19 protein-coding genes are annotated in these 17,788 nt (G+C 70.1%); 7 read left to right on the plus strand and 12 right to left on the minus strand.

Annotation, left to right across the window (positions count from 1 at the left end):
• Positions 1 to 2: 2 nt before the first annotated feature.
• From AC3WLB_RS05885 to AC3WLB_RS05900, 4 genes are all read right to left on the minus strand, one after another.
• On the minus strand, positions 3 to 1,244 hold the full coding sequence (locus AC3WLB_RS05885) for an MFS transporter (RefSeq protein ID WP_492504128.1): 1,242 nt from the start codon (positions 1,242 to 1,244) through the stop codon (positions 3 to 5).
• A 147-nt stretch (positions 1,245 to 1,391) separates the two neighbouring features.
• The gene (locus AC3WLB_RS05890; protein ID WP_492504130.1) at positions 1,392 to 2,699 is read right to left on the minus strand and encodes a GAF domain-containing protein; all 1,308 of its coding nucleotides are present in this window, start codon (positions 2,697 to 2,699) and stop codon (positions 1,392 to 1,394) included.
• A gap of 146 nt (positions 2,700 to 2,845) precedes the next feature.
• A complete protein-coding gene (locus tag AC3WLB_RS05895) occupies positions 2,846 to 4,138 on the minus strand; it encodes a molybdopterin molybdotransferase MoeA (RefSeq protein WP_492504132.1) in 1,293 nt (430 codons plus the stop codon).
• On the minus strand, positions 4,135 to 5,514 hold the full coding sequence (locus tag AC3WLB_RS05900) for a DUF6457 domain-containing protein (protein WP_492504134.1): 1,380 nt from the start codon (positions 5,512 to 5,514) through the stop codon (positions 4,135 to 4,137). Before AC3WLB_RS05900 ends, AC3WLB_RS05895 begins: the two co-directional genes overlap by 4 nt.
• Positions 5,515 to 5,649: 135 nt before the next feature.
• Here AC3WLB_RS05900 and fdhD point away from each other — a divergent pair, with 135 nt between their 5' ends.
• Both fdhD and AC3WLB_RS05910 read left to right on the plus strand, forming a co-directional pair.
• A complete protein-coding gene (fdhD, locus tag AC3WLB_RS05905; RefSeq protein ID WP_492504136.1) occupies positions 5,650 to 6,519 on the plus strand; it encodes a formate dehydrogenase accessory sulfurtransferase FdhD in 870 nt (289 codons plus the stop codon).
• Positions 6,516 to 8,816 (plus strand): FdhF/YdeP family oxidoreductase, encoded by a 2,301-nt coding sequence (locus AC3WLB_RS05910; protein WP_492504138.1) that lies wholly within the window; start codon positions 6,516 to 6,518, stop codon positions 8,814 to 8,816. Before fdhD ends, AC3WLB_RS05910 begins: the two co-directional genes overlap by 4 nt.
• Positions 8,817 to 8,828: 12 nt before the next feature.
• On the opposite strand, the gene AC3WLB_RS05915 is transcribed toward AC3WLB_RS05910, so the two are convergent.
• Positions 8,829 to 9,365: an NUDIX domain-containing protein gene (locus AC3WLB_RS05915; RefSeq protein WP_022894984.1), complete on the minus strand. Its 537-nt coding sequence runs from the start codon at positions 9,363 to 9,365 to the stop codon at positions 8,829 to 8,831.
• 55 nt (positions 9,366 to 9,420) lie between these two features.
• On the opposite strand from AC3WLB_RS05915, the gene AC3WLB_RS05920 reads away from it, so the two are divergent.
• Positions 9,421 to 9,591, plus strand: a complete 171-nt coding sequence (locus tag AC3WLB_RS05920; RefSeq protein ID WP_022894985.1) for a hypothetical protein — start codon at positions 9,421 to 9,423, stop codon at positions 9,589 to 9,591.
• A gap of 83 nt (positions 9,592 to 9,674) precedes the next feature.
• On the plus strand, positions 9,675 to 9,947 hold the full coding sequence (locus tag AC3WLB_RS05925; protein WP_492504141.1) for a TraR/DksA family transcriptional regulator: 273 nt from the start codon (positions 9,675 to 9,677) through the stop codon (positions 9,945 to 9,947).
• Positions 9,948 to 10,032: 85 nt separating this feature from the next.
• Here AC3WLB_RS05925 and AC3WLB_RS05930 read toward each other — a convergent pair whose 3' ends face one another.
• From AC3WLB_RS05930 to AC3WLB_RS05940, 3 genes are all read right to left on the minus strand, one after another.
• Positions 10,033 to 10,317 carry a hypothetical protein gene (locus AC3WLB_RS05930; RefSeq protein WP_492504143.1) on the minus strand — a complete coding sequence of 95 codons (285 nt, stop codon included), beginning with the start codon at positions 10,315 to 10,317 and terminating at the stop codon, positions 10,033 to 10,035.
• A complete protein-coding gene (locus tag AC3WLB_RS05935; RefSeq protein ID WP_492504145.1) occupies positions 10,314 to 10,832 on the minus strand; it encodes an amino-acid N-acetyltransferase in 519 nt (172 codons plus the stop codon). Before AC3WLB_RS05935 ends, AC3WLB_RS05930 begins: the two co-directional genes overlap by 4 nt.
• Before the next feature lie 135 nt (positions 10,833 to 10,967).
• Positions 10,968 to 13,490: an ATP-dependent Clp protease ATP-binding subunit gene (locus tag AC3WLB_RS05940; RefSeq protein WP_492504147.1), complete on the minus strand. Its 2,523-nt coding sequence runs from the start codon at positions 13,488 to 13,490 to the stop codon at positions 10,968 to 10,970.
• A gap of 290 nt (positions 13,491 to 13,780) precedes the next feature.
• Here AC3WLB_RS05940 and AC3WLB_RS05945 point away from each other — a divergent pair, with 290 nt between their 5' ends.
• Both AC3WLB_RS05945 and AC3WLB_RS05950 read left to right on the plus strand, forming a co-directional pair.
• A complete protein-coding gene (locus AC3WLB_RS05945) occupies positions 13,781 to 13,951 on the plus strand; it encodes a hypothetical protein (RefSeq protein WP_492504149.1) in 171 nt (56 codons plus the stop codon).
• Complete coding sequence (locus AC3WLB_RS05950; protein ID WP_492504151.1) at positions 13,948 to 14,241, plus strand: hypothetical protein; 294 nt, start codon at positions 13,948 to 13,950, stop codon at positions 14,239 to 14,241. Before AC3WLB_RS05945 ends, AC3WLB_RS05950 begins: the two co-directional genes overlap by 4 nt.
• Before the next feature lie 53 nt (positions 14,242 to 14,294).
• Here the strand turns inward: AC3WLB_RS05950 and AC3WLB_RS05955 are convergent, their stop codons facing one another.
• Entirely contained in the window at positions 14,295 to 14,723 is a 429-nt protein-coding gene (locus AC3WLB_RS05955; RefSeq protein WP_492504153.1) for a DUF5684 domain-containing protein, read from the minus strand.
• Positions 14,724 to 14,743: 20 nt separating this feature from the next.
• Between AC3WLB_RS05955 and AC3WLB_RS05960 the strand changes: the two genes are divergently transcribed.
• Positions 14,744 to 15,823: a pirin family protein gene (locus tag AC3WLB_RS05960; protein ID WP_492504155.1), complete on the plus strand. Its 1,080-nt coding sequence runs from the start codon at positions 14,744 to 14,746 to the stop codon at positions 15,821 to 15,823.
• A 1-nt stretch (position 15,824) separates the two neighbouring features.
• Here the strand turns inward: AC3WLB_RS05960 and cls are convergent, their stop codons facing one another.
• The 3 genes from cls to AC3WLB_RS05975 are packed head-to-tail and all read right to left on the minus strand — an operon-like array spanning position 15,825 to position 17,777.
• Positions 15,825 to 17,297 carry a cardiolipin synthase gene (gene cls / locus AC3WLB_RS05965; protein ID WP_492504157.1) on the minus strand — a complete coding sequence of 491 codons (1,473 nt, stop codon included), beginning with the start codon at positions 17,295 to 17,297 and terminating at the stop codon, positions 15,825 to 15,827.
• A 48-nt stretch (positions 17,298 to 17,345) separates the two neighbouring features.
• On the minus strand, positions 17,346 to 17,528 hold the full coding sequence (locus AC3WLB_RS05970; protein WP_022897426.1) for a hypothetical protein: 183 nt from the start codon (positions 17,526 to 17,528) through the stop codon (positions 17,346 to 17,348).
• An 18-nt stretch (positions 17,529 to 17,546) separates the two neighbouring features.
• Positions 17,547 to 17,777 carry a hypothetical protein gene (locus AC3WLB_RS05975; protein ID WP_492504159.1) on the minus strand — a complete coding sequence of 77 codons (231 nt, stop codon included), beginning with the start codon at positions 17,775 to 17,777 and terminating at the stop codon, positions 17,547 to 17,549.
• Positions 17,778 to 17,788 lie beyond the last annotated feature (11 nt).

The following is a 17,788-nucleotide window of genomic DNA, read 5'->3' on the forward strand; positions in this document are numbered from 1 at the left end:
CGTCAGCGCAGGCGCAGCGACGCCAGCAGCACGCCGCCGGCGGCCGCCGCCACACCGCCCACGAGGAGCGCGGCCTGCACGCTCACCCCGTCGACCAGCAGGCCGCCCACCACAGCACCGGTCGCGATCGCGACCTGGAACGCCGCCGCCTGCAGCCCGCCGACGCTCTCCAGCCGGGTGGGTTCGGCGCGCGCCATCCACGTCATGAGCGAGGTCGGCACGCCACCGAACCCGATGCCCCAGAGGGCGGTGGCGGCGAGAACCAGCACCGTCGACCCGCCCGAGAGCGCGAACACCAGAAGCGCCGCCCCGAGCAGCAGCGGGAACACGAGCACCGCCGAGCGGGGACGCTTGTCGACCAGCGGGCCGGCGAGCAGGTTGCCGGCGAACGCGGCCACGCCGTAGACGAGCAGCAGGAGCGCGAGGTGCGCGGCATCGAAGCCGCCGACCTCGGTGGCGGCGGGGCGGATGTAGGTGAAGGCCGCGAAGTGCCCGCCGGCCACCAGCGCGGTGGCGATCAGCGCCACCAGGATGAAGCGCGAACGCACCGCCCCGAGCAGCGCGCGCAGCCCGGGCGCCCCGCTCGGCCGGATGCCCGGCAGCACGAACCACTGGAACACCAGCCCCGCGAGCCCCACCCCGGCCGCCAGCACGAAGACCGATCGCCAGCCGCTGAGTTCGCCGAGCCAGGTGCCGAGCGGGATCGCGGCGACGGTGGCGAGCGAGACGCCGATCTGCACCACCATCATCGCCCGCCCGAGTCGCGCCGGCGGCACGAGGTGGGCGGTGACCGAGATCGCGAGCGCCCAGAATCCGCCGAGCGCGATACCCAGGAGCACCCGCGCGGCGAGCAGCATCGGGTAGTTCGCCGCGAACGCGACGAGCAGGTCGGAGGCGACCGCCAGCACACCGAGCCCGAGCAGCAGCCGGCGCCGGTCGAGGCGGGGCAGCAGCACCGGAACGGTGAGGCCCGCCAGGGCGGCGACGATCGCCGTCACGCTCACCGATTGCCCGGCCACACCCTCGCTCACCCCGAGGTCGCCCGCGATGCGGGTGAGGAGGCTCGCCGGCAGGAATTCGGCCATGACGAGCGCGAACACGCCGAGGCTGAGCGAGAACACCGCGACCCAGGATGCTCCGCGTTCGCCGGGCGGCCCGGGTTGCGCCGACGCGTCGGATGCGGCGGGGGCAGCGGGCGAAGCGGGCCGGATCACGGCGGTCGAGGCGGTATCCATACTGGTCATGCAGGATGCAACGCGCGAACCGTCCCGCCCAGCACGCCGATCGTCGCCCGCACCATGTAGATCGTCTGCGCTTGCCTGCCGCAGCGGTCGCTTCCGCGGCGGCCGTAGGAGGCCCGCCCGCGGGGCGCCGTCAGGACGGACGAGTGGTCAGGCGCCTGCGCCGGCCTGGATGCGTTCGAGCTGCAGCACGATGCCCGCCCGCTTCGGCGAGCGCGGTGGGAGCAGGCGCAACGCGGCCGTCCAGACCTCGGCATCGTGCATCCCGTCTTCGGTGGCCGCGTAGTCGAGCAGCACGTCGAGCGCCGCGTCGCCCAGCATCGCCTCGCGTAGGCGCGCGCGGAGCGCCGTGCGGATCTCCTCGATCCCGGGCGACTCCGACCCCGGCAACAACGGCCCGACCGAGGCGGCGAGCGCCACCCGGTGCGCCCCGCGATCGAGCAACGAGGTCACCTGATGCGCGTCGAGCTCGAGCGGAACACTCAGCCGGTACGGCCGCGACTCAAGGTCGATGCCGGTCGCTCCCGCCTCCAGCGCGCGCCGCAGGCGCACGATCTCGGCCCGCAGGGTGAGCGGCGTGCCGGTGTCGCCGTAGACGAGCTCGGTCAGTCGCGCCGCCGAGAGCCCCTCCCGGTGCCAGGCGAGCAGCGTCAGGATCTCGGAGTGCCGCAGGCTCAGCTCCACCCTCCCGTGGGCGGAGGCGAGCTCTCCGGTGTCCCGGCCGAGCACGTGCATGGTGGCCGCGCGCGATCGGCTGCCCGCCGCCGTCCGCTCCCGCGAGCGGGGCAGGTCGGCGAAGCTCGTGACGTGCATCCGTGAGCCGTCGCCGCCGGCACCCGCGCCGTCGCGCAGAGCACGCAACCGCAGCACCATGAGTTCGGCTTCGGCCGCCGCGGCCGTCGCCTCGATCAGCGGAAGCGTGTGCGGGTCGACGGCGCGGGCGTCGCCGGTGATGTCGATGACGCCGAGGATGCGCCGCGTCTCCGGGTCGTGCACGGGAACGGCGGTGCAACTCCAGCCGTGCACCAGCCGGTTGAAGTGCTCCGAGTCGTGGATCTGGATGCCGTGATCGAGCTCCAGCGCGGTGCCCGGCGCGGAGGTGCCCACGCGCTGCTCCGACCAGCCGGCGCCCTCGACGAAGCGCATGTCCTCGGCGCGCCGCTTCGCGGCGGAGTCACCCTCGACCCACAGCAACCGGCCCATCTCATCGCCCACCGCGACGAGCAGCCCGGAGCCCTCGGCGTCGCGCACCAGCAGCTTGCGGATGACCGGCAGCACCGGCGCGAGCGGATGCGCGAGCCGGAAGTCGGCCAGCACATCCTCCGCCACCTCGAGCGTGGGCAGGAGGTGTTCGGGGTCGAGGGCCCGGCGGCGGGCGCGCTCCCAGGACTCGTGCACGACCCGGCGTTCGAGCCCGTCAGAGCTCGCGAGCCAGGGGCTTGGACTGGGGCCGATCATGTCCTCTGCCGATCGTCGTCGATGGGGTGGGGTGCGGATGCGCGCGCGTCGCGCACCCAGTATCGCCCCGCCGGCCCGCCCGACGCCAGCCCGGGCGGCGGTAGACCGGGCGGCGCGGCCCGGGCGGCGGTGGCCCGGGCATCCGCTCACCAGGGCAGGGGCAGCACCTCGAGCACGGTGCCGGCAGGAGCACCTCGGCCGGGTACGACGAGTACGCCGTCGGCCTCGGCGAGTCCGCGCAGCATGCCGGCGCCGTGCCAGGCGGTCGGTTCGGCCGCCCCGTTGTGCGTGCGGTACGGCCGGAGCGTCGCGGGCGCCGGTGCGGCCGGCAGGTCGACGGCGGTGCGGATGTCGCGCAACGCGGGCATCGGCCGGCCCTGCATCGCGGCGAGCAGCGGTTGCGCGAGGGTGAGCAGCGCCAGGAAGGCCGCGAGCGGGTTACCGGGCAGCGCCACCACCAGCCGGCCGTCGGGCATCCGGGCGAGCAGTGCGGGGCCGCCCGGCCGCACGGCGATCCCGTCGACCAGCAGTTCGGCGCCCGCTGCGCGGAGGGCCGGCCGCACGTGGTCGGCGCCCGAGGAGCCGGTGCCGCCGGTGGTGACGACGAGTTCGGCGGATGCGCGGGGCGCGGCTGGTGCGTGCGGGCCGGCGGGTGGTGGGGCGGGTTCGGGCTCGGCCGCGAGGTGTGCCGTGAGCGCGGCGCGATCATCCCCCACACGGTGACTGGCGACCACTTCGGCGCCGAGAGCGGCGAGGACGGCCGGCAGCGTCGGCCCGAAACTGTCGCGCACCTGACCGGCGGCGGGGATTCCGCTCGTCACGACCTCGCTTCCGGTCAGCAGGAGTTCGACGCGGGCGCGCCGCACCACCTCGAGGGCGTCTTGCCCGCAGCCGGCCGCCACCGCGATGTGCGGGGCGCTGAGCACGGTGCCCGCGCGGAAGAGCAGCTCCCCCGCATCGGCTTCACCGCCGGGCGGCCGCACGTGCTGGCCGTCACGGGGTTCGTTCGCGTCGGGACCGGTCGCGAGGAGCAGGCCCTCGTCCTCGCGACCGTGCTCGGCGCGCAGCACCGCGCGGGCACCGGCGGGGATGACGCCGCCGGTCACGATCGGCACGGCCTCGCCCGATCGGAGGGGCGTGACGTCGGCCGGCGAATGCGCGGACGGTGTGCTCGGCGAACCCGAGGGCGCGGGCGCCGGCCGGGCTGCGCCCGGCGCTTCGGAGCCCGCTGCCCTCAGGCGCCATGGCCCGGGCCCGGCGACTGCCCACCCGTCCATCGCCGACGAGGCGTAGTGCGGCAGCGCACAGAGCGCCCGGAGATCCTGGGCCAGCACTCGCCCGGCGGCCGCAGCCAACGGAACGTGCTCAGCGCCAGGCGTGGCCCCCGCGTCGAACGCGATGCGGCGCGCGTCGTGCCACAGCACGCGCCCGTCGCTCACGCGTCGCCCGCGCCGCGGCGCCGGTCGACCGTGTCCGTTCCGGCGTCGTCCCCCGCTCCGGACCACCCCGCAGACCCGCTGTCACCGCCTGCGCCGCGCTTTCGGTCGACCGCTGCCGTCGGGCCGTCCCCGCCGTCGCCGTCGGCACCGCGCCACCGGGCAGCCAGTGCGCGCGCGACGGCGGATGCATGCTCGGCAGCCGAACGCGCGTCGCCGCCGTCCGCCACCGCGCGCCCGGCAGCGTACCCGACCACAAAGGTCGTGAGGGGTGCCGCCGGACGCCGCACCGCGTGCGCCGCCACTCCGGCCAGCCCCAGAAGGTCGTCGAGGTCGACCTCGAGCCCCGGGTGCCCGAGTTCTTCCGCCAACCTGTCGACCCAGGCGCGGAGCTCCGCCGCCTGCTCGGCGTCATCGCTGGGCCGCCGCACGTCGGGCCGGGTACCCTGACCCGACGTGGCCCCGCCCGCTTCCCGCGCCCCGGTCGCGGTCTCCACGCCCGGTGCGCCTGTCGCATCCGCACCCCCTGAACCGCCCGGTCGCGCTCCGCCGGCGGGCGTCGCTCCCGATTCCGGTCCTGAGGGCCGCGCGATCCCGAGTCGTTCCGCATCCGCCCACGTGTCGACGTCGTCGGTGACGCCGGCCGGTACCGGCACCACCGCGAGATCCAGGCCCGCGACGAGCGTGCGCACGGCCAGTCCGTCGAGGTCACCGGCCTCCCGGTGCCGCGCCACACTCGCCCGGAGCGCCGGCGTGCGGTAGAGCCCCAGCAGGTGCTGCGGGTGCCCATCCGCGCTCCCGGCCACCATCCCGTCCGCCCCCGCCACCGCAGCACTCACCTCGTCGCCCGCCGTCATCAGCTCGTTCGGGACTGCGACGGCCGTCTCGGCCCCGACGGTGTCCCCGCCCGCGCTCACGAGCGCCGCCACCACCGCGTCGACGACCGGGACATCGCACGCCAGCACGAGCACGAAGTCGGAGTCGTGGTGTTCGGATGCCGCCTCCAGAGCCGCGAATCCGGCTGCGATGCCCGCGGCGGGGCCGCCGAACTCCGGCACCTCGCGGGCGACGAGCACCTCGACGGGTGGGGGCTCGCCAGACCTCCCCTGGAGGCGGTCCACTTCTCCGGGTGCACCGACTTCGCCGAACCCGTCGGCCTCGCCGAATAGTTCGGCCTCCCCCAGCCCTTCGACCTTTCCGAGCAACTCGGCGATCGCGCGCTCCTCGCCCACGACGACCACGCGTCGCGCACCGCGCGCGACCACGCTCGCGACCGTGGTCGCCAGAAGGCTTCGCCCGGCCACCTCAAGACCCGCCTTCGGCGTCCCCCCGAGGCGCGACGAGCGCCCTCCGGCCAGCACCAGTGCATCGAACAACACCGTTCCAGACTAGGCCGTGTGCCGCAGAACCGCCCCGGCGCATCCACTCCACCACATCCCCTTCCCGCTGCAGAGCTCTCCACAATCTGGCGTCGCTGATTGCCCGCCGTCCGCCGGGATGCCTACCCTGAAGCCATGGGACGAATCACCGCCCGACGCCGCGTCACCCGCATCACCGTCGGCCACTCACGGGTCATCCGCGAAGACCTGCTCGCCGTCGAGGAGCCACTCGAGATCCGGGTGGGTGGTCGGTCGCTCGCCATCACGATGCGCACGCCGGGCCACGATGTCGATCTCGCGGCAGGCTTCCTCGTCTCCGAGGGCGTCATCCGTCACGGTGCCGAGTTCGCGGCGGCGCGCTACTGTGCGGGAGCCACCGATGAGGGTCTGAACACCTACAACGTGCTCGACGTGACGCTGGCACCCGGGGTGCCGGCGCCCGATCCGAGCCTCGAACGCAACTTCTTCACCACGAGCTCCTGCGGGCTCTGCGGGAAGGCCAGCATCGACGCCGTGCGCACGCTGTCCCACCACGAGGTGGCATCGGATGCGGTGATCATCGACCCAGGGCTCCTCAGCACCCTGCCCGACCGACTGCGGGCGCACCAGGATGTGTTCGAGAAGACCGGCGGGCTGCACGCGGCCGCACTGTTCGACGGCCGCACCGGGGAGCTGCTGGTGCTGCGCGAAGACGTCGGGCGGCACAACGCCGTCGACAAGGTCATCGGCTGGGCCGTGAAAGAAGACCGCCTGCCGCTGCGGGGCGTCGTGCTGATGGTCTCCGGTCGGGCGAGCTTCGAACTCACCCAGAAGGCCTCGATGGCCGGCATCTCGGCGCTCGCCGCGGTCTCGGCCCCCTCGTCGCTCGCGGCCGAGCTGGCCGTCGAGCTCGGGATGACCCTCGTCGGATTCCTGCGCGGAGACTCGATGGTGGTCTACAGCGGAGCGCACCGCATCGCGAAGACCGACGCGGTCGCCACCGTCGACGCGGAGGTGAGCGCGTGAATCCGAAGCAGCCGATCGACGACGCCACCGACGCTCTCATCAGGGTGACGCTGCCGGGCCACGCCGCGGCGGGCATCCCCGGTGTCGTGCACTCGATGGGTCCGGCGCTCGCCCAGCTGGGGCCACGACGCACGCTCGCCCTGTTCACCTCGATGAACCAGAAGGAGGGCTTCGACTGCATGAGCTGCGCCTGGCCCGACCCTGAGTCGCGCAAGACGCTGGAGTTCTGCGAGAACGGCGCGAAGGCGGTCATCTGGGAGGCGACACCCATCACGGTGCCGAGTTCGTTCTGGGCCGAGCACCCGGTCGACGAGCTCGCCACGAAGTCGGAGTACTGGCTCGGCCAGCAGGGGCGGCTGATCGAACCGGTCTACAAGCCCGCCGGCGACGACCACTACCGCCCGGTGAGCTGGGACGAGGCGTTCGCCCTCGCCGGCGCAGCGCTCCGGGGTCTCGATTCTCCGCATCAGGCCGCGTTCTACACCAGCGGGCGCGCGTCGAACGAGGCGGCGTTCGCCTACCAGTTGTTCGTGCGCGCCTTCGGCACCAACAACCTGCCCGACTGCTCGAACATGTGCCACGAGTCCACCGGCACCGCCCTCTCCGAGGTCATCGGCATCGGCAAGTCCACCGTGAGCTACGACGACTTCGAGCGGGCCGACCTCATCATCGTGATGGGTCAGAACCCGGGAACGAATCATCCGCGCATGCTCACGGCGCTCGAAGACGCCAAGCGCGCCGGGGCCACCATCGTCTCGGTCAACCCCCTGCCCGAGGCCGGGCTCCAGCGCTACAAGAATCCGCAGACGGTGCGCGGCATGATCGGCAAGGGCACGACACTGGCCGACCAGTTCCTGCAGATCCGGCTGGGCGGCGACATGGCGCTGCTCCAGGCCGTCTCGAAGCGTGTGCTCGAGGCCGAGGCCGCACGGCCGGGCACAGTGCTCGACCAGGCGTTCCTCGCCGAGCACTGCGTCGGGCTCGACGAGCTCGCAGCCCACCTGGCACAGCTCGACGAGACGGAGGTGCTGGCGGCCACCGGTCTGACTAGCGCCGAGATCGATGAGCTCGCCGACCGCTACATCCACGCCGAGCGAGTGATCATCACCTGGGCGATGGGCGTGACCCAGCACAAGAAGGCTGTGGCGGGAATCAAGGAGATCGTGAATCTGCTGCTCCTGCGCGGCAACATCGGCAAGCCCGGTGCGGGAGCCTCACCGATCCGTGGTCACAGCAACGTGCAGGGCGACCGCACCATGGGCATCTGGGAGCGTATGCCCGACAGCTTCCTCGACGCGCTGGCCCGGGAGTTCCCGTTCGAGCCACCCCGCGAGCACGGGGTCGATGCGGTGCAGGGCATCCAGGCCATGCAACGCGGCGATATCAAGGTCTGGGTCTCGCTCGGCGGCAACTTCGTGGGAGCCATCTCCGACACCGCAGCGGCGGAATCAGCCATGCGCGGCACCGACTTGACGGTGCAGATCTCCACGAAGCTCAATCGCTCCCACGCGGTGACCGGAAAGGCGGCGCTGATCCTGCCGACACTGGGTCGCACCGAGATCGACCGCCAAGCGTCGGGGGTGCAGTTCGTGACCGTCGAAGACTCGGTCTGTGCCGTACACGCCTCGCGCGGCCGGGTCGAACCGGTGGCACCGAACCTGCTGTCCGAGGTCGCGATCGTGTCCCGGCTCGCCCGGGCGACGCTCGGCGAGACGTCGGGCATCGACTGGGAGGGCTTCGAGAGCGACTACGACGTTATCCGCGACCACATCGCCGCCGTGGTGCCCGGCTGCGCAGGCTACAACGAGAAGGTGCGCCGGCCCGACGGGTTCGTGCTCCCCAACGGGCCCCGCGACTCGCGCACCTTCCCCACCGCGGTGGGCAAGGCCATCCTCACGGTGAACCAGCTCGAGCGGGTCGAATGCCCGCCGGGCCGGCTGCTGCTGCAGACCCTGCGGTCGCACGACCAGTTCAACACCACGATCTACAGCCGCAACGATCGCTATCGAGGAATCAAAAAGGGTCGAGACGTGGTGTTCGTCAATCCCGACGACCTCGACGAACTCGGCCTCGACGACGGTCAGCACGTCGACGTGTTCAGCGAGTGGCCGGGGCAGCCCGATCGCGAGCTCCGGGGGATGCGGATCGTGGCGTACCCCACTGCGCGCGGCTGCGCGGCCGCCTATTTTCCGGAGGCGAACGTGCTCATCCCCCTCGCGAGCACAGCGGAGGGCAGCAACACCCCGGTGTCGAAGGCGGTGGTCGTGCGCCTCGAGCCCGCGCGCACCGTGGGCTGACCGGCGCGAAGCTCAGTCGCGGAGCGCGGCGGCCGAGCCGGGGACGATCGCGACGGCGGGGTCGTGCAGGGTGTGGGCAGCCACCGTGCGGCAGTCCTCGGCGAAGGTGAAGTCGCCCAGCACGCGGCCCCCCGCGAGCACCGTGGGCAGCCAGTACTTCGCGTCGTCCCACATCCCGTCCAGGGGCAACTCGTCGAGCAGGAACCAATCCGGCGCCACCTCGTCCGACTCCGCGGGTTCACCCGTCCAGCGCGACCCGACGAACACCGTCGAGTCCTGGCTCCAGTTCTCCCGGAACGGGAAAGCGAACTTCACCAGACCGGCGTCCCGCAGGTCACCCGGGTCGACCACCAGCCCCGACTCCTCCTCGATCTCCCGCACGGCCGCCTCGAGCGCGGTCTCGCCCGGCTCGATCTTGCCGCCGAGCCCCACGATGTTGCCCGAGCCGAGACCGGTCTTCTTGCGCCCGAGCAGCACCTCGGTGCGGCCGTCCTGGCGCACGCGCGTGAGGAAGGCGACGCAGACCTGGTAGGGCGAGACGGGAGACACCTGTGGATGATATCCCGCGGATGTGTTCGCCATGTTTCAGGAATAGGCTCGCAGCATGACCGATTTCATTGATCCGCTCGAGCCCGGTTCGTTCGAACACAACGACCAGCACCCGGAGGTCGACGAAGGCGAGGAGCAGGACTCCTTCGACAAGCAGGTCGAAGACGAGTTCAAAGAGTTCATCGGCGACGCGGAGCCCACCGACGGCCCCGCGCCCGCGGGCTGACGACGTCCGCCGAGCAACCACCGGTCGCGCTGACGCGGCTGCGCGGGGCGATCCTCGCCGAGATCACCGACCTGCAAACGACCATGGCAGCTGTGCGCCATGCCCGCGAGTCCTCCTCAGACGACGACGAGCACGACCCCGAGGGCCCGACCTTGTCGAGCGAGTGGTCGCGCATCCGGGGTCTGCTGCTCGCGGCCGAGGCCCTGCTGACCGAGACGGATGCGGCACTCGCCCGCGTCGCGGACGGCAGCTACGGCGCGTGCCTGGCCTGCGGCCGCCCGATCGCCCCGGCGCGCCTGGAGGCGCGACCGGCCGCAGCCCTGTGCATCGATTGTGCGTCGCACCGCGAGTCCTGAACGCGCCGCACGCCAGACCTGAAGGCGCCGCAACCTCAGCGCTGAACCTGCCGCAACGCCGCAACTCCCAGCGCCTGGTGCCTACTTAGTCCCGCTGCTCCGAGCTTTCGCCGCCGAGTTCCCAGGGCAACTCCCCCTCGAACTCGATCGGCTCCTCGGGCGGCGTGTCGAACCCGCCCGGGCGCTGCACCCGACCGAAGAAGCCCATCTGATTCGACTTCGGCAACGATGACTCGGCAACCGAGGCCTCATCGGCGGTCTCCCCGGGCCGCCGGCGACCGAAGTATCGCGCGCGCAACCGCTCGTTGAAGCTGGGCCGCTCGGCGGGCATCCGCACCGGTGGTTCTGTCGACTCGTCAGGCGCGCTCATCGCAGGTGCTTCAGCATGCGCGTGTTGCCGAGGGTGTTGGGCTTGACGCGCGCCAGATCGAGGAATTCGGCGACACCTTCGTCGGGCGAGCGCACGAGTTCGGCGTACACCTCGGGGTCGACGAGGGAAAGCGGCGAGGCGGTGTACCCGTTGCGCTCGAAGAACGGCACCTCGAAGGTCAGGCAGAACAGCCGGGAGAGGCCGAGATCGGCGGCATCGCGTTCGATCTGCTCGAGCAGGGCCCGGCCGACACCACGGCCGAGCCAGTCGTCGTGCACCGCGAGGGTGCGCACCTCTCCGAGGTCTTCCCAGAACACGTGCAGCGCACCGCAGCCGATCAGCCGGCCGTCGGCATCCTCCGCCACCCGGAACTCCTGCACGGCCTCGTAGAACACCACCGCATCCTTGCCCAGCAGGATACGTCGCTGCACCAGGGGCTCCACCAGCTCCTGGATGCGGGGGACGTCACTGGTGCGCGCCCGCCGCACGGTGACGGGCGCCTTCGGATTGCTCATCGAACCAGCGTAGTCCTCCTCGCGACCCGTCGATTTCGGCCCTGAAAGCTGCCGGGAAGGGCCAAAAACGACGGGTCGCGAGGGGGACGACGAAGGGCCGGGCACCGTGGTGCCCGGCCCTTCGAGAGGGGGTGCCTAGTCGAGGTCGCCCAGCGCGGCGGCGGCCGCAGCGGCCGAGGCCTGCTGCTGGTCGCCGACGCCGGCGCCGATGGCGACCGGCTCGCGCGAGGACTGCTCGAAGGTGAACTTGCCGTCGACGAAATCGACGTGCACGTGGTCGCCCGCGTTCAGTTCACCCTGCAGGATGCGCTCCGACAGCTGGTCCTCGACCTCGTGCTGCATCGCGCGACGCAGCGGGCGCGCACCGAGCGACGGGTCGAACCCGACCTCGATCAGGCGCTCCTTGGCGGCGAGCGTGAGCTCGATCGTCATGTCGCGGTCGAGCAGGCGGTCGCGGAGGCGCTTGATGAACAGATCGACGATCTGCAGCAGCTCCTGCTTGTTCAGCTGCGGGAACACGATGGTGTCGTCGACGCGGTTGAGGAACTCCGGCTTGAAGTTCTTCTTCAGCTCCTCCGAGACCTTCGCCTTCATGCGGTCGTACGAGGTCGACTCGTTGCCCGAGACCTGGAACCCGATCGGCGAACCCGTGATGTCCTTCGTGCCGAGGTTCGTGGTCATGATGATCACGGTGTTCTTGAAGTCGACGACGCGACCCTGACCATCCGTCAACCGGCCCTCCTCCAGCACCTGGAGGAGCGAGTTGAAGATGTCGGGGTGCGCCTTCTCGATCTCGTCGAAGAGCACGACCGAGAACGGCTTGCGGCGCACCTTCTCGGTGAGCTGGCCGCCCTCTTCGAAACCGACGAACCCGGGAGGGGCACCGAACAGCCGCGAGACGGTGTGCTTCTCGCCGTACTCCGACATGTCGAGCGAGATCAGAGCGTTCTCGTCGTCGAACAGGAACTCGGCGAGCGCCTTGGCGAGCTCGGTCTTACCGACACCCGTGGGGCCGGCGAAGATGAACGAGCCGGAGGGGCGCTTCGGGTCTTTCAGGCCCGCGCGGGTGCGGCGGATCGTGCGCGAGAGCGCCGCGATCGCCTCGTTCTGGCCGATGACCCGCTGGTGCAGGGCCTTCTCCATGAACACCAGGCGAGCCGACTCCTCCTCGGTGAGCTTGAACACCGGGATGCCCGTGGCCTGGGCCAGCACCTCGGCGATGAGCCCCTCGTCGACGATGCCGGAGGTCTGCACGTCGCCCGACTTCCACTGCTTCTCGAGGCGCAGTCGCTCGCCGAGGAGGTTCTTCTCCTCGTCGCGGAGAGACGCGGCCTTCTCGAAGTCCTGGTCTTCGATCGCGGCTTCCTTCTGCCCGCGCACGGCGGCGATGCGCTCGTCGAACTCGCGGAGCTCCGGCGGGGCCGACAGGATGCTCAGCCGCAGGCGTGCGCCGGCCTCGTCGATCAGGTCGATCGCCTTGTCGGGCAGGAAGCGGTCTTGCACGTAGCGGTCGGCGAGGTTCGCGGCGGCGACGATCGCGCCATCCGTGATCGACACCTTGTGGAACGCCTCGTACTTGTCGCGCAGGCCCTTGAGGATGTTGATGGCGTGCGGCAGCGACGGCTCGGCGACCTGGATGGGCTGGAACCGGCGCTCGAGCGCGGCATCCTTCTCGAAGTGCTTGCGGTACTCGTCGAGGGTCGTGGCACCGATGGTCTGCAGCTCGCCACGGGCGAGGAGCGGCTTCAGGATGCTCGCGGCATCGATCGCGCCCTCGGCCGCGCCGGCGCCGACGAGGGTGTGGATCTCGTCGATGAAGGTGATGATGTCGCCGCGGGTGCGGATCTCCTTGGTGACCTTCTTCAGGCGCTCCTCGAAGTCGCCGCGGTAGCGGGAACCGGCGATGAGCGAACCGAGGTCGAGCGTGTAGAGCTGCTTGTCCTTCAGCGTCTCGGGCACGTCACCGCGCACGATCGCCTGGGCGAGACCCTCGACGACGGCCGTCTTGCCGACGCCGGGCTCACCGATGAGCACGGGGTTGTTCTTCGAGCGACGCGAGAGGATCTGCATGACCCGCTCGATCTCCTTCTCGCGCCCGATCACCGGGTCGAGCTTGTTGTCGCGCGCGGCCTGCGTGAGGTTGCGGCCGAACTGGTCGAGGATCTGCGACCCCTTGTCGGGAGCCTGGTCGTTGCCGCCCACAGCCACCTGCTCCTTGCCCTGGTAGCCAGAGAGGAGCTGGATGACCTGCTGCCGCACGCGGTTGAGATCGGCGCCCAGCTTCACCAGCACCTGGGCGGCGACGCCCTCGCCCTCGCGGATGAGGCCGAGCAGGATGTGCTCGGTGCCGATGTAGTTGTGGCCGAGCTGCAGGGCCTCGCGGAGGCTCAGCTCGAGCACCTTCTTGGCGCGCGGGGTGAACGGGATGTGGCCGGTGGGCTGCTGCTGGCCCTGGCCGATGATGTCTTGCACCTGCTCGCGCACGGCGTCGAGCGAGATGTTCAGCGACTCGAGGGCCTTCGCGGCCACGCCCTCACCCTCGTGGATGAGACCGAGCAGGATGTGCTCGGTGCCGATGTAGTTGTGGTTGAGCATCTTGGCCTCTTCTTGGGCCAAAACGACGACGCGACGGGCTCGGTCGGTGAATCTCTCAAACATGTCTGTCTCCTTGGCCGCCAGGGCAGGATGACGGCCGATACGAAGAGACTAGCCAGCGAACCGGGGCCGGACAGCCCCTGTTCGCCGTGGGCGTGACTTCGTTGCTCCCCTCCACCACGTAACCCGCCCGCCGCCCCGCCGTCCACAGTTTCCGGATGCGCCCCCGCAGCCACCCGGACGCAGGCGACACTCGTACATGACCATTGCTCATTACAAGTTAACTTGCAATACTTGACATGCGCCCGCGCGTAGCCGGAAGTGCCCACCGTCATGAGATCGAGGAGGCTGACATGTATCACGCGCTCGACCACCAGATGAGAGCTTTCGACATGGGAGAGGGAGTGACGATGATCATCGGCCCGAGTCGAACAGGCCTGCCGCTGGAGATCGCGGTGAGCATCCGATCCGGGTCGCCCCGGATCATCCACGCCATGCGTGCCCGCCTGAAGTTCATTCGGTGATCACCGTGCCCCGATCACTGGACGAGCTGCTGGCACGCATGGATGAGGAAGACGCCGATCGGGCTGAGAGCTTCGAACCGACGGACCGCGGAGTGGATATCGATCAAGCCGCAGCCGCACAGCTACGGGCGGCAGCGAGAAATCGCTACCAGGCCGAACGCGACCTCATGAGCGCCGTGGCTGCCGCTCGCGCCACCGGCATGCCCTGGTCGTCGATCGGCATCTTCCTCGGTACGACCGGAGAAGCGGCGCGTCAGAGGTACGGCAAAGCGAAACGCAAGAGCGCCTGACCCGCGGAGACGGGGCAGGCCCTCGAGAAGTGGCGCGCGCGGTGTGTCGCGCGTCAGATGGTGACGGGGCGCTGGCCGTTCGGAAGCTGGCCGTCGGGGCGGGGGCCCTGGTAGACGGCGCTGCCGAAGCCGAGCACGGGGTAGCCGATGAACTGCAGCCACCACAGCAGGAAGAAGCCGTACGCGCCACCCTTGCCGAAGTTCCGCGCCACGTTCACCGCCACGATGATGCTGATCACGATGTTGACGATCGGCACGATGTACAAGATCCACCACCACCCCGGCTTCCCGGCCACCTTGCACAGCGTGTAGATGTTGTAGAACGGGACGATGGCCGCCCAGCCGCGCCGGCCGGCCTTGAGGAACGTGGACCACATGCCGATCACGATCAACGCCCACACGATGAGGCTGAAGACCGACGACAATGGGTCGAACTGATAGCTGTACGAGAACGTGTTCTCGGCGACGGTGGATGCGATCATGGGTCCCCCAGGGTGAGTCGGTGGGCGAGCAGTTCTCGCCGCTGCTGAAGTTTATTGGAGATGAGCACGCCGCCATGAGCAACCTCGAGAAGCACCCGGCCGAGACCTGGGTGGAATGCGACGCCGAGGCTTTCGGAACCCCGGGCGCACCCGAGATCATCGAGGCCCGCGAGGTGCCGCTCGGCGGTCCCCGGGCCATGACCGTGCACCGCACCCTGCCCAGCAAGCAGCGCACCATGATCGGCGCCTGGTGCTTCGTCGATCACTACGGCCCGACCGATGTGACGGTGTCCGGCGGGATGGTCGTCCCCCCGCATCCGCACACGGGCCTCCAGACCGTGAGCTGGCTGTTCGAGGGCGAGATCGAGCACCGCGACAGCGTGGGCAGTCACGCCTTCGTGCGCCCCGGTGTGCTCAACCTGATGACGGCCGGACACGGCATCTCGCATTCCGAGGTGTCCACCTCGGCCACGAGCATCCTGCACGGCGTCCAGCTCTGGGTGGCCCTGCCCGAGGCGAGCCGCCAGATCGACCCGTTCTTCGAGAGCCACACCGCCGTGCCCACCCGCATCGACGACGCCGAGCTCAGCGTGTTCGTGGGCGAGTTCGCGGGGGTGTCCGTCGGTGCGACCACGTTCACCGAGCTCATCGCCGCCGAGATCCGCCTCCCCGCCGGCGGGAGCGCCGAACTGCCGGTGCGCCGCGACCACGAGTACGGCGTGCTGGTCGACACCGGTGCGGTGACGGTCGACGGCGTCGCGGCGGCGCGCACCGAGCTCGTCTACACCGGCCTCGGCCGCGAGACCCTCACGCTGCGGGCAGCGGATGCTCCGACCCGCCTCCTCCTGATCGGCGGCCGCCCCCTCGACGAGCAGATCCTGATGTGGTGGAACTTCGTGGGCCGCAGCCACGAGGAGATCGTCGAGTACCGCGCCGAGTGGCAGCGCGAGTCGGGCGCCGGAGCAGCGGTCGGCGAGACGGATGCTGCGCCGGCAGCGGCCACCGCGCCCCGCTTCGGCGCGAGCGACCATCACTACGAGGGCGCACCCCTGCCTGCTCCCGTGCTGCCCAACGTGCGCCTGCAGCCGCGCCGCCGCTGACCTACTGGATGGCGGAGGTGAGGCGGGCCAGGTTGTCGAGGATGGTCGAGCGCAGCGGCTGCTTGTGCCATTCGTCGAGGGTCAGCTCCCGGCTCACCGCCCGGTAGCCGTCTTCGACCGCCCGCATCGATTCCACGAAGGAGCGCCCGCGCACCATCAGCGAGACCTCCATGTTGAGGCTGAACGAGCGCATGTCCATGTTCGACGACCCGATCACGGCCACCTCGTCGTCGATCGTGAAGTGCTTCGAGTGCAGGATGTACGGGGCCTGGTACATGTAGATGCGCACACCGGCCCGCAGCAGCAGCTCGTAGTAGGAGCGCTGGGCGTGGTAGACCAGCGCCTGGTCGCCGATCTCCGACACGAACAGCTGCACCTCGACCCCGCGCTGGGTGGCGGTGGTGATGGCGTACATCATCGCGTCGTCCGGCACGAAGTAGGGGCTCGTGATGATGATGCGCTCCTGCGCGTTGTAGAGCAGCGCCAGGAACAGGCGCAGGTTGTTCTCACCCTCGAACCCGGGGCCGGAGGGCACCACCTGCATGTCGAGCGCATCCACCTGCTCGTCGATCATGTCCTCGGTGATCGGCCGGGTCTCGCGCAGCAGCAGTTCGTTCGACTCGCTGTACCAGTCGGTGATGAAGATGGCGTTGATGCCCGCGACGATCGGCCCCTCGAGCCGGGTCATCAGGTCCTGCCACTTCAGGCCGCGCTTGAGGTTGCCCTTCTTGTTGTAGCTGCGGTCGACCACGTTCTGCGAGCCCATGTACGCCACGTCGCCGTCGACCACGAGGATCTTGCGGTGATTGCGCAGGTCGGGCCGCTGCCACTTGCCCTTGAGGGGCTGCACCGGCAGCATGAAGTGCCATTTGACGCCCATCTGATTGAGCATCTTCACGGTCGTGCGGTGCCCGGGGGCGCGCACGGATGCGATGTGGTCGAGCAGCACCCGAACCGTCACCCCGCGCTTCACCGCCCCGGCGAGCGCCTCGAAGAACGGCTTCGTGGTGCGGTCGTAGGACAGGATGTAGAACTCGGCGTGCACGTAGCGCTGGGCCTGCTCGATGTCGGCGGTCATGCGCCGGATCGACTCGTCGTAGTCGCCGAGGAGGGTGGCGTCGTTGCCGCCGACGAGCGGCATCGCGCCGAGCGTGCGGTTCAGTTCGACCACGTTCTTGAACCACGGCGGCCACGGGTCGTCGTCGCTGACCTGCTCGATACCCTCGGTGGTCTCGATGATGAACTCGTTGATGGCGTACTGCTTGTCACGCCGCGACTTCGGCAGCTTGTACGAGCCGATCAGGAGGAAGAGCAGAAAGCCCACGTACGGCAGCACGAAGATGGCCATGAGCCACGCGATGCCCGTCGAGGGCCGGCGGTTGCGCGGCACCACGATCACCGACACCACACGGATGGTGAGGTCGATGAGGAGCAATGCCAGCGCGATGAATCCCGCGACATCCGCACCCGTCACCGCAGCCTCCCCGTCGTGTAGGTCTCAGGGATACCGTATCGGCTGGGACTACTCGGCGCTGACCTTCTCGACCGGCAGGCCGAGCTTCGCCCGCTCTTCGGCCTCGATCTTCGCCAGCGCCTTGCGCTCGGACTTGTCGGAACGGATGAGCGCACGCATGATGAACCAGAACACGAGCCCGATCAGAACGGTCGGGGCCAGTGCGTACACGGCGGGCCAGAAGTCATCCATCGCTTCAACGATACGTCATCAGTGCGTGAGGGCGCCCCACAGGCCTGAACCGACGAGGTAGAGGCCGATCGCACCGACGATCACCCAGATCGCGATGCGCGTGTTCGAGGGTCGCTCCGGCTTCTTCTCGCCGTCACCGCCGTCGCCTTCGCCGCCTCCCGCGGCCGCACGCCGGGCGCGCTCCGCGTTCTCCCGCTCGGTCTTGCCGGGCTGGTAGGGATCGTCGTCCTTCTTGCCGAAGAAGCTCATGCCACCATCAT

This window comes from Herbiconiux sp. FW305-C-125, assembly GCF_058783455.1.

Coding starts and splice junctions, on each gene's coding strand:
- AC3WLB_RS05885 (WP_492504128.1), bottom strand. CDS start 1,244: ATGACCAGTATGGATACCGCCTCGACCGCCGTGATCCGGCCCGCTTCG.
- AC3WLB_RS05890 (WP_492504130.1), bottom strand. CDS start 2,699: ATGATCGGCCCCAGTCCAAGCCCCTGGCTCGCGAGCTCTGACGGGCTC.
- fdhD (WP_492504136.1), top strand. CDS start 5,650: ATGGGACGAATCACCGCCCGACGCCGCGTCACCCGCATCACCGTCGGC.
- AC3WLB_RS05920 (WP_022894985.1), top strand. CDS start 9,421: ATGACCGATTTCATTGATCCGCTCGAGCCCGGTTCGTTCGAACACAAC.
- AC3WLB_RS05925 (WP_492504141.1), top strand. CDS start 9,675: ATGGCAGCTGTGCGCCATGCCCGCGAGTCCTCCTCAGACGACGACGAG.
- AC3WLB_RS05930 (WP_492504143.1), bottom strand. CDS start 10,317: ATGAGCGCGCCTGACGAGTCGACAGAACCACCGGTGCGGATGCCCGCC.
- AC3WLB_RS05935 (WP_492504145.1), bottom strand. CDS start 10,832: ATGAGCAATCCGAAGGCGCCCGTCACCGTGCGGCGGGCGCGCACCAGT.
- AC3WLB_RS05940 (WP_492504147.1), bottom strand. CDS start 13,490: ATGTTTGAGAGATTCACCGACCGAGCCCGTCGCGTCGTCGTTTTGGCC.
- AC3WLB_RS05945 (WP_492504149.1), top strand. CDS start 13,781: ATGTATCACGCGCTCGACCACCAGATGAGAGCTTTCGACATGGGAGAG.
- AC3WLB_RS05955 (WP_492504153.1), bottom strand. CDS start 14,723: ATGATCGCATCCACCGTCGCCGAGAACACGTTCTCGTACAGCTATCAG.
- AC3WLB_RS05970 (WP_022897426.1), bottom strand. CDS start 17,528: ATGGATGACTTCTGGCCCGCCGTGTACGCACTGGCCCCGACCGTTCTG.
- AC3WLB_RS05975 (WP_492504159.1), bottom strand. CDS start 17,777: ATGAGCTTCTTCGGCAAGAAGGACGACGATCCCTACCAGCCCGGCAAG.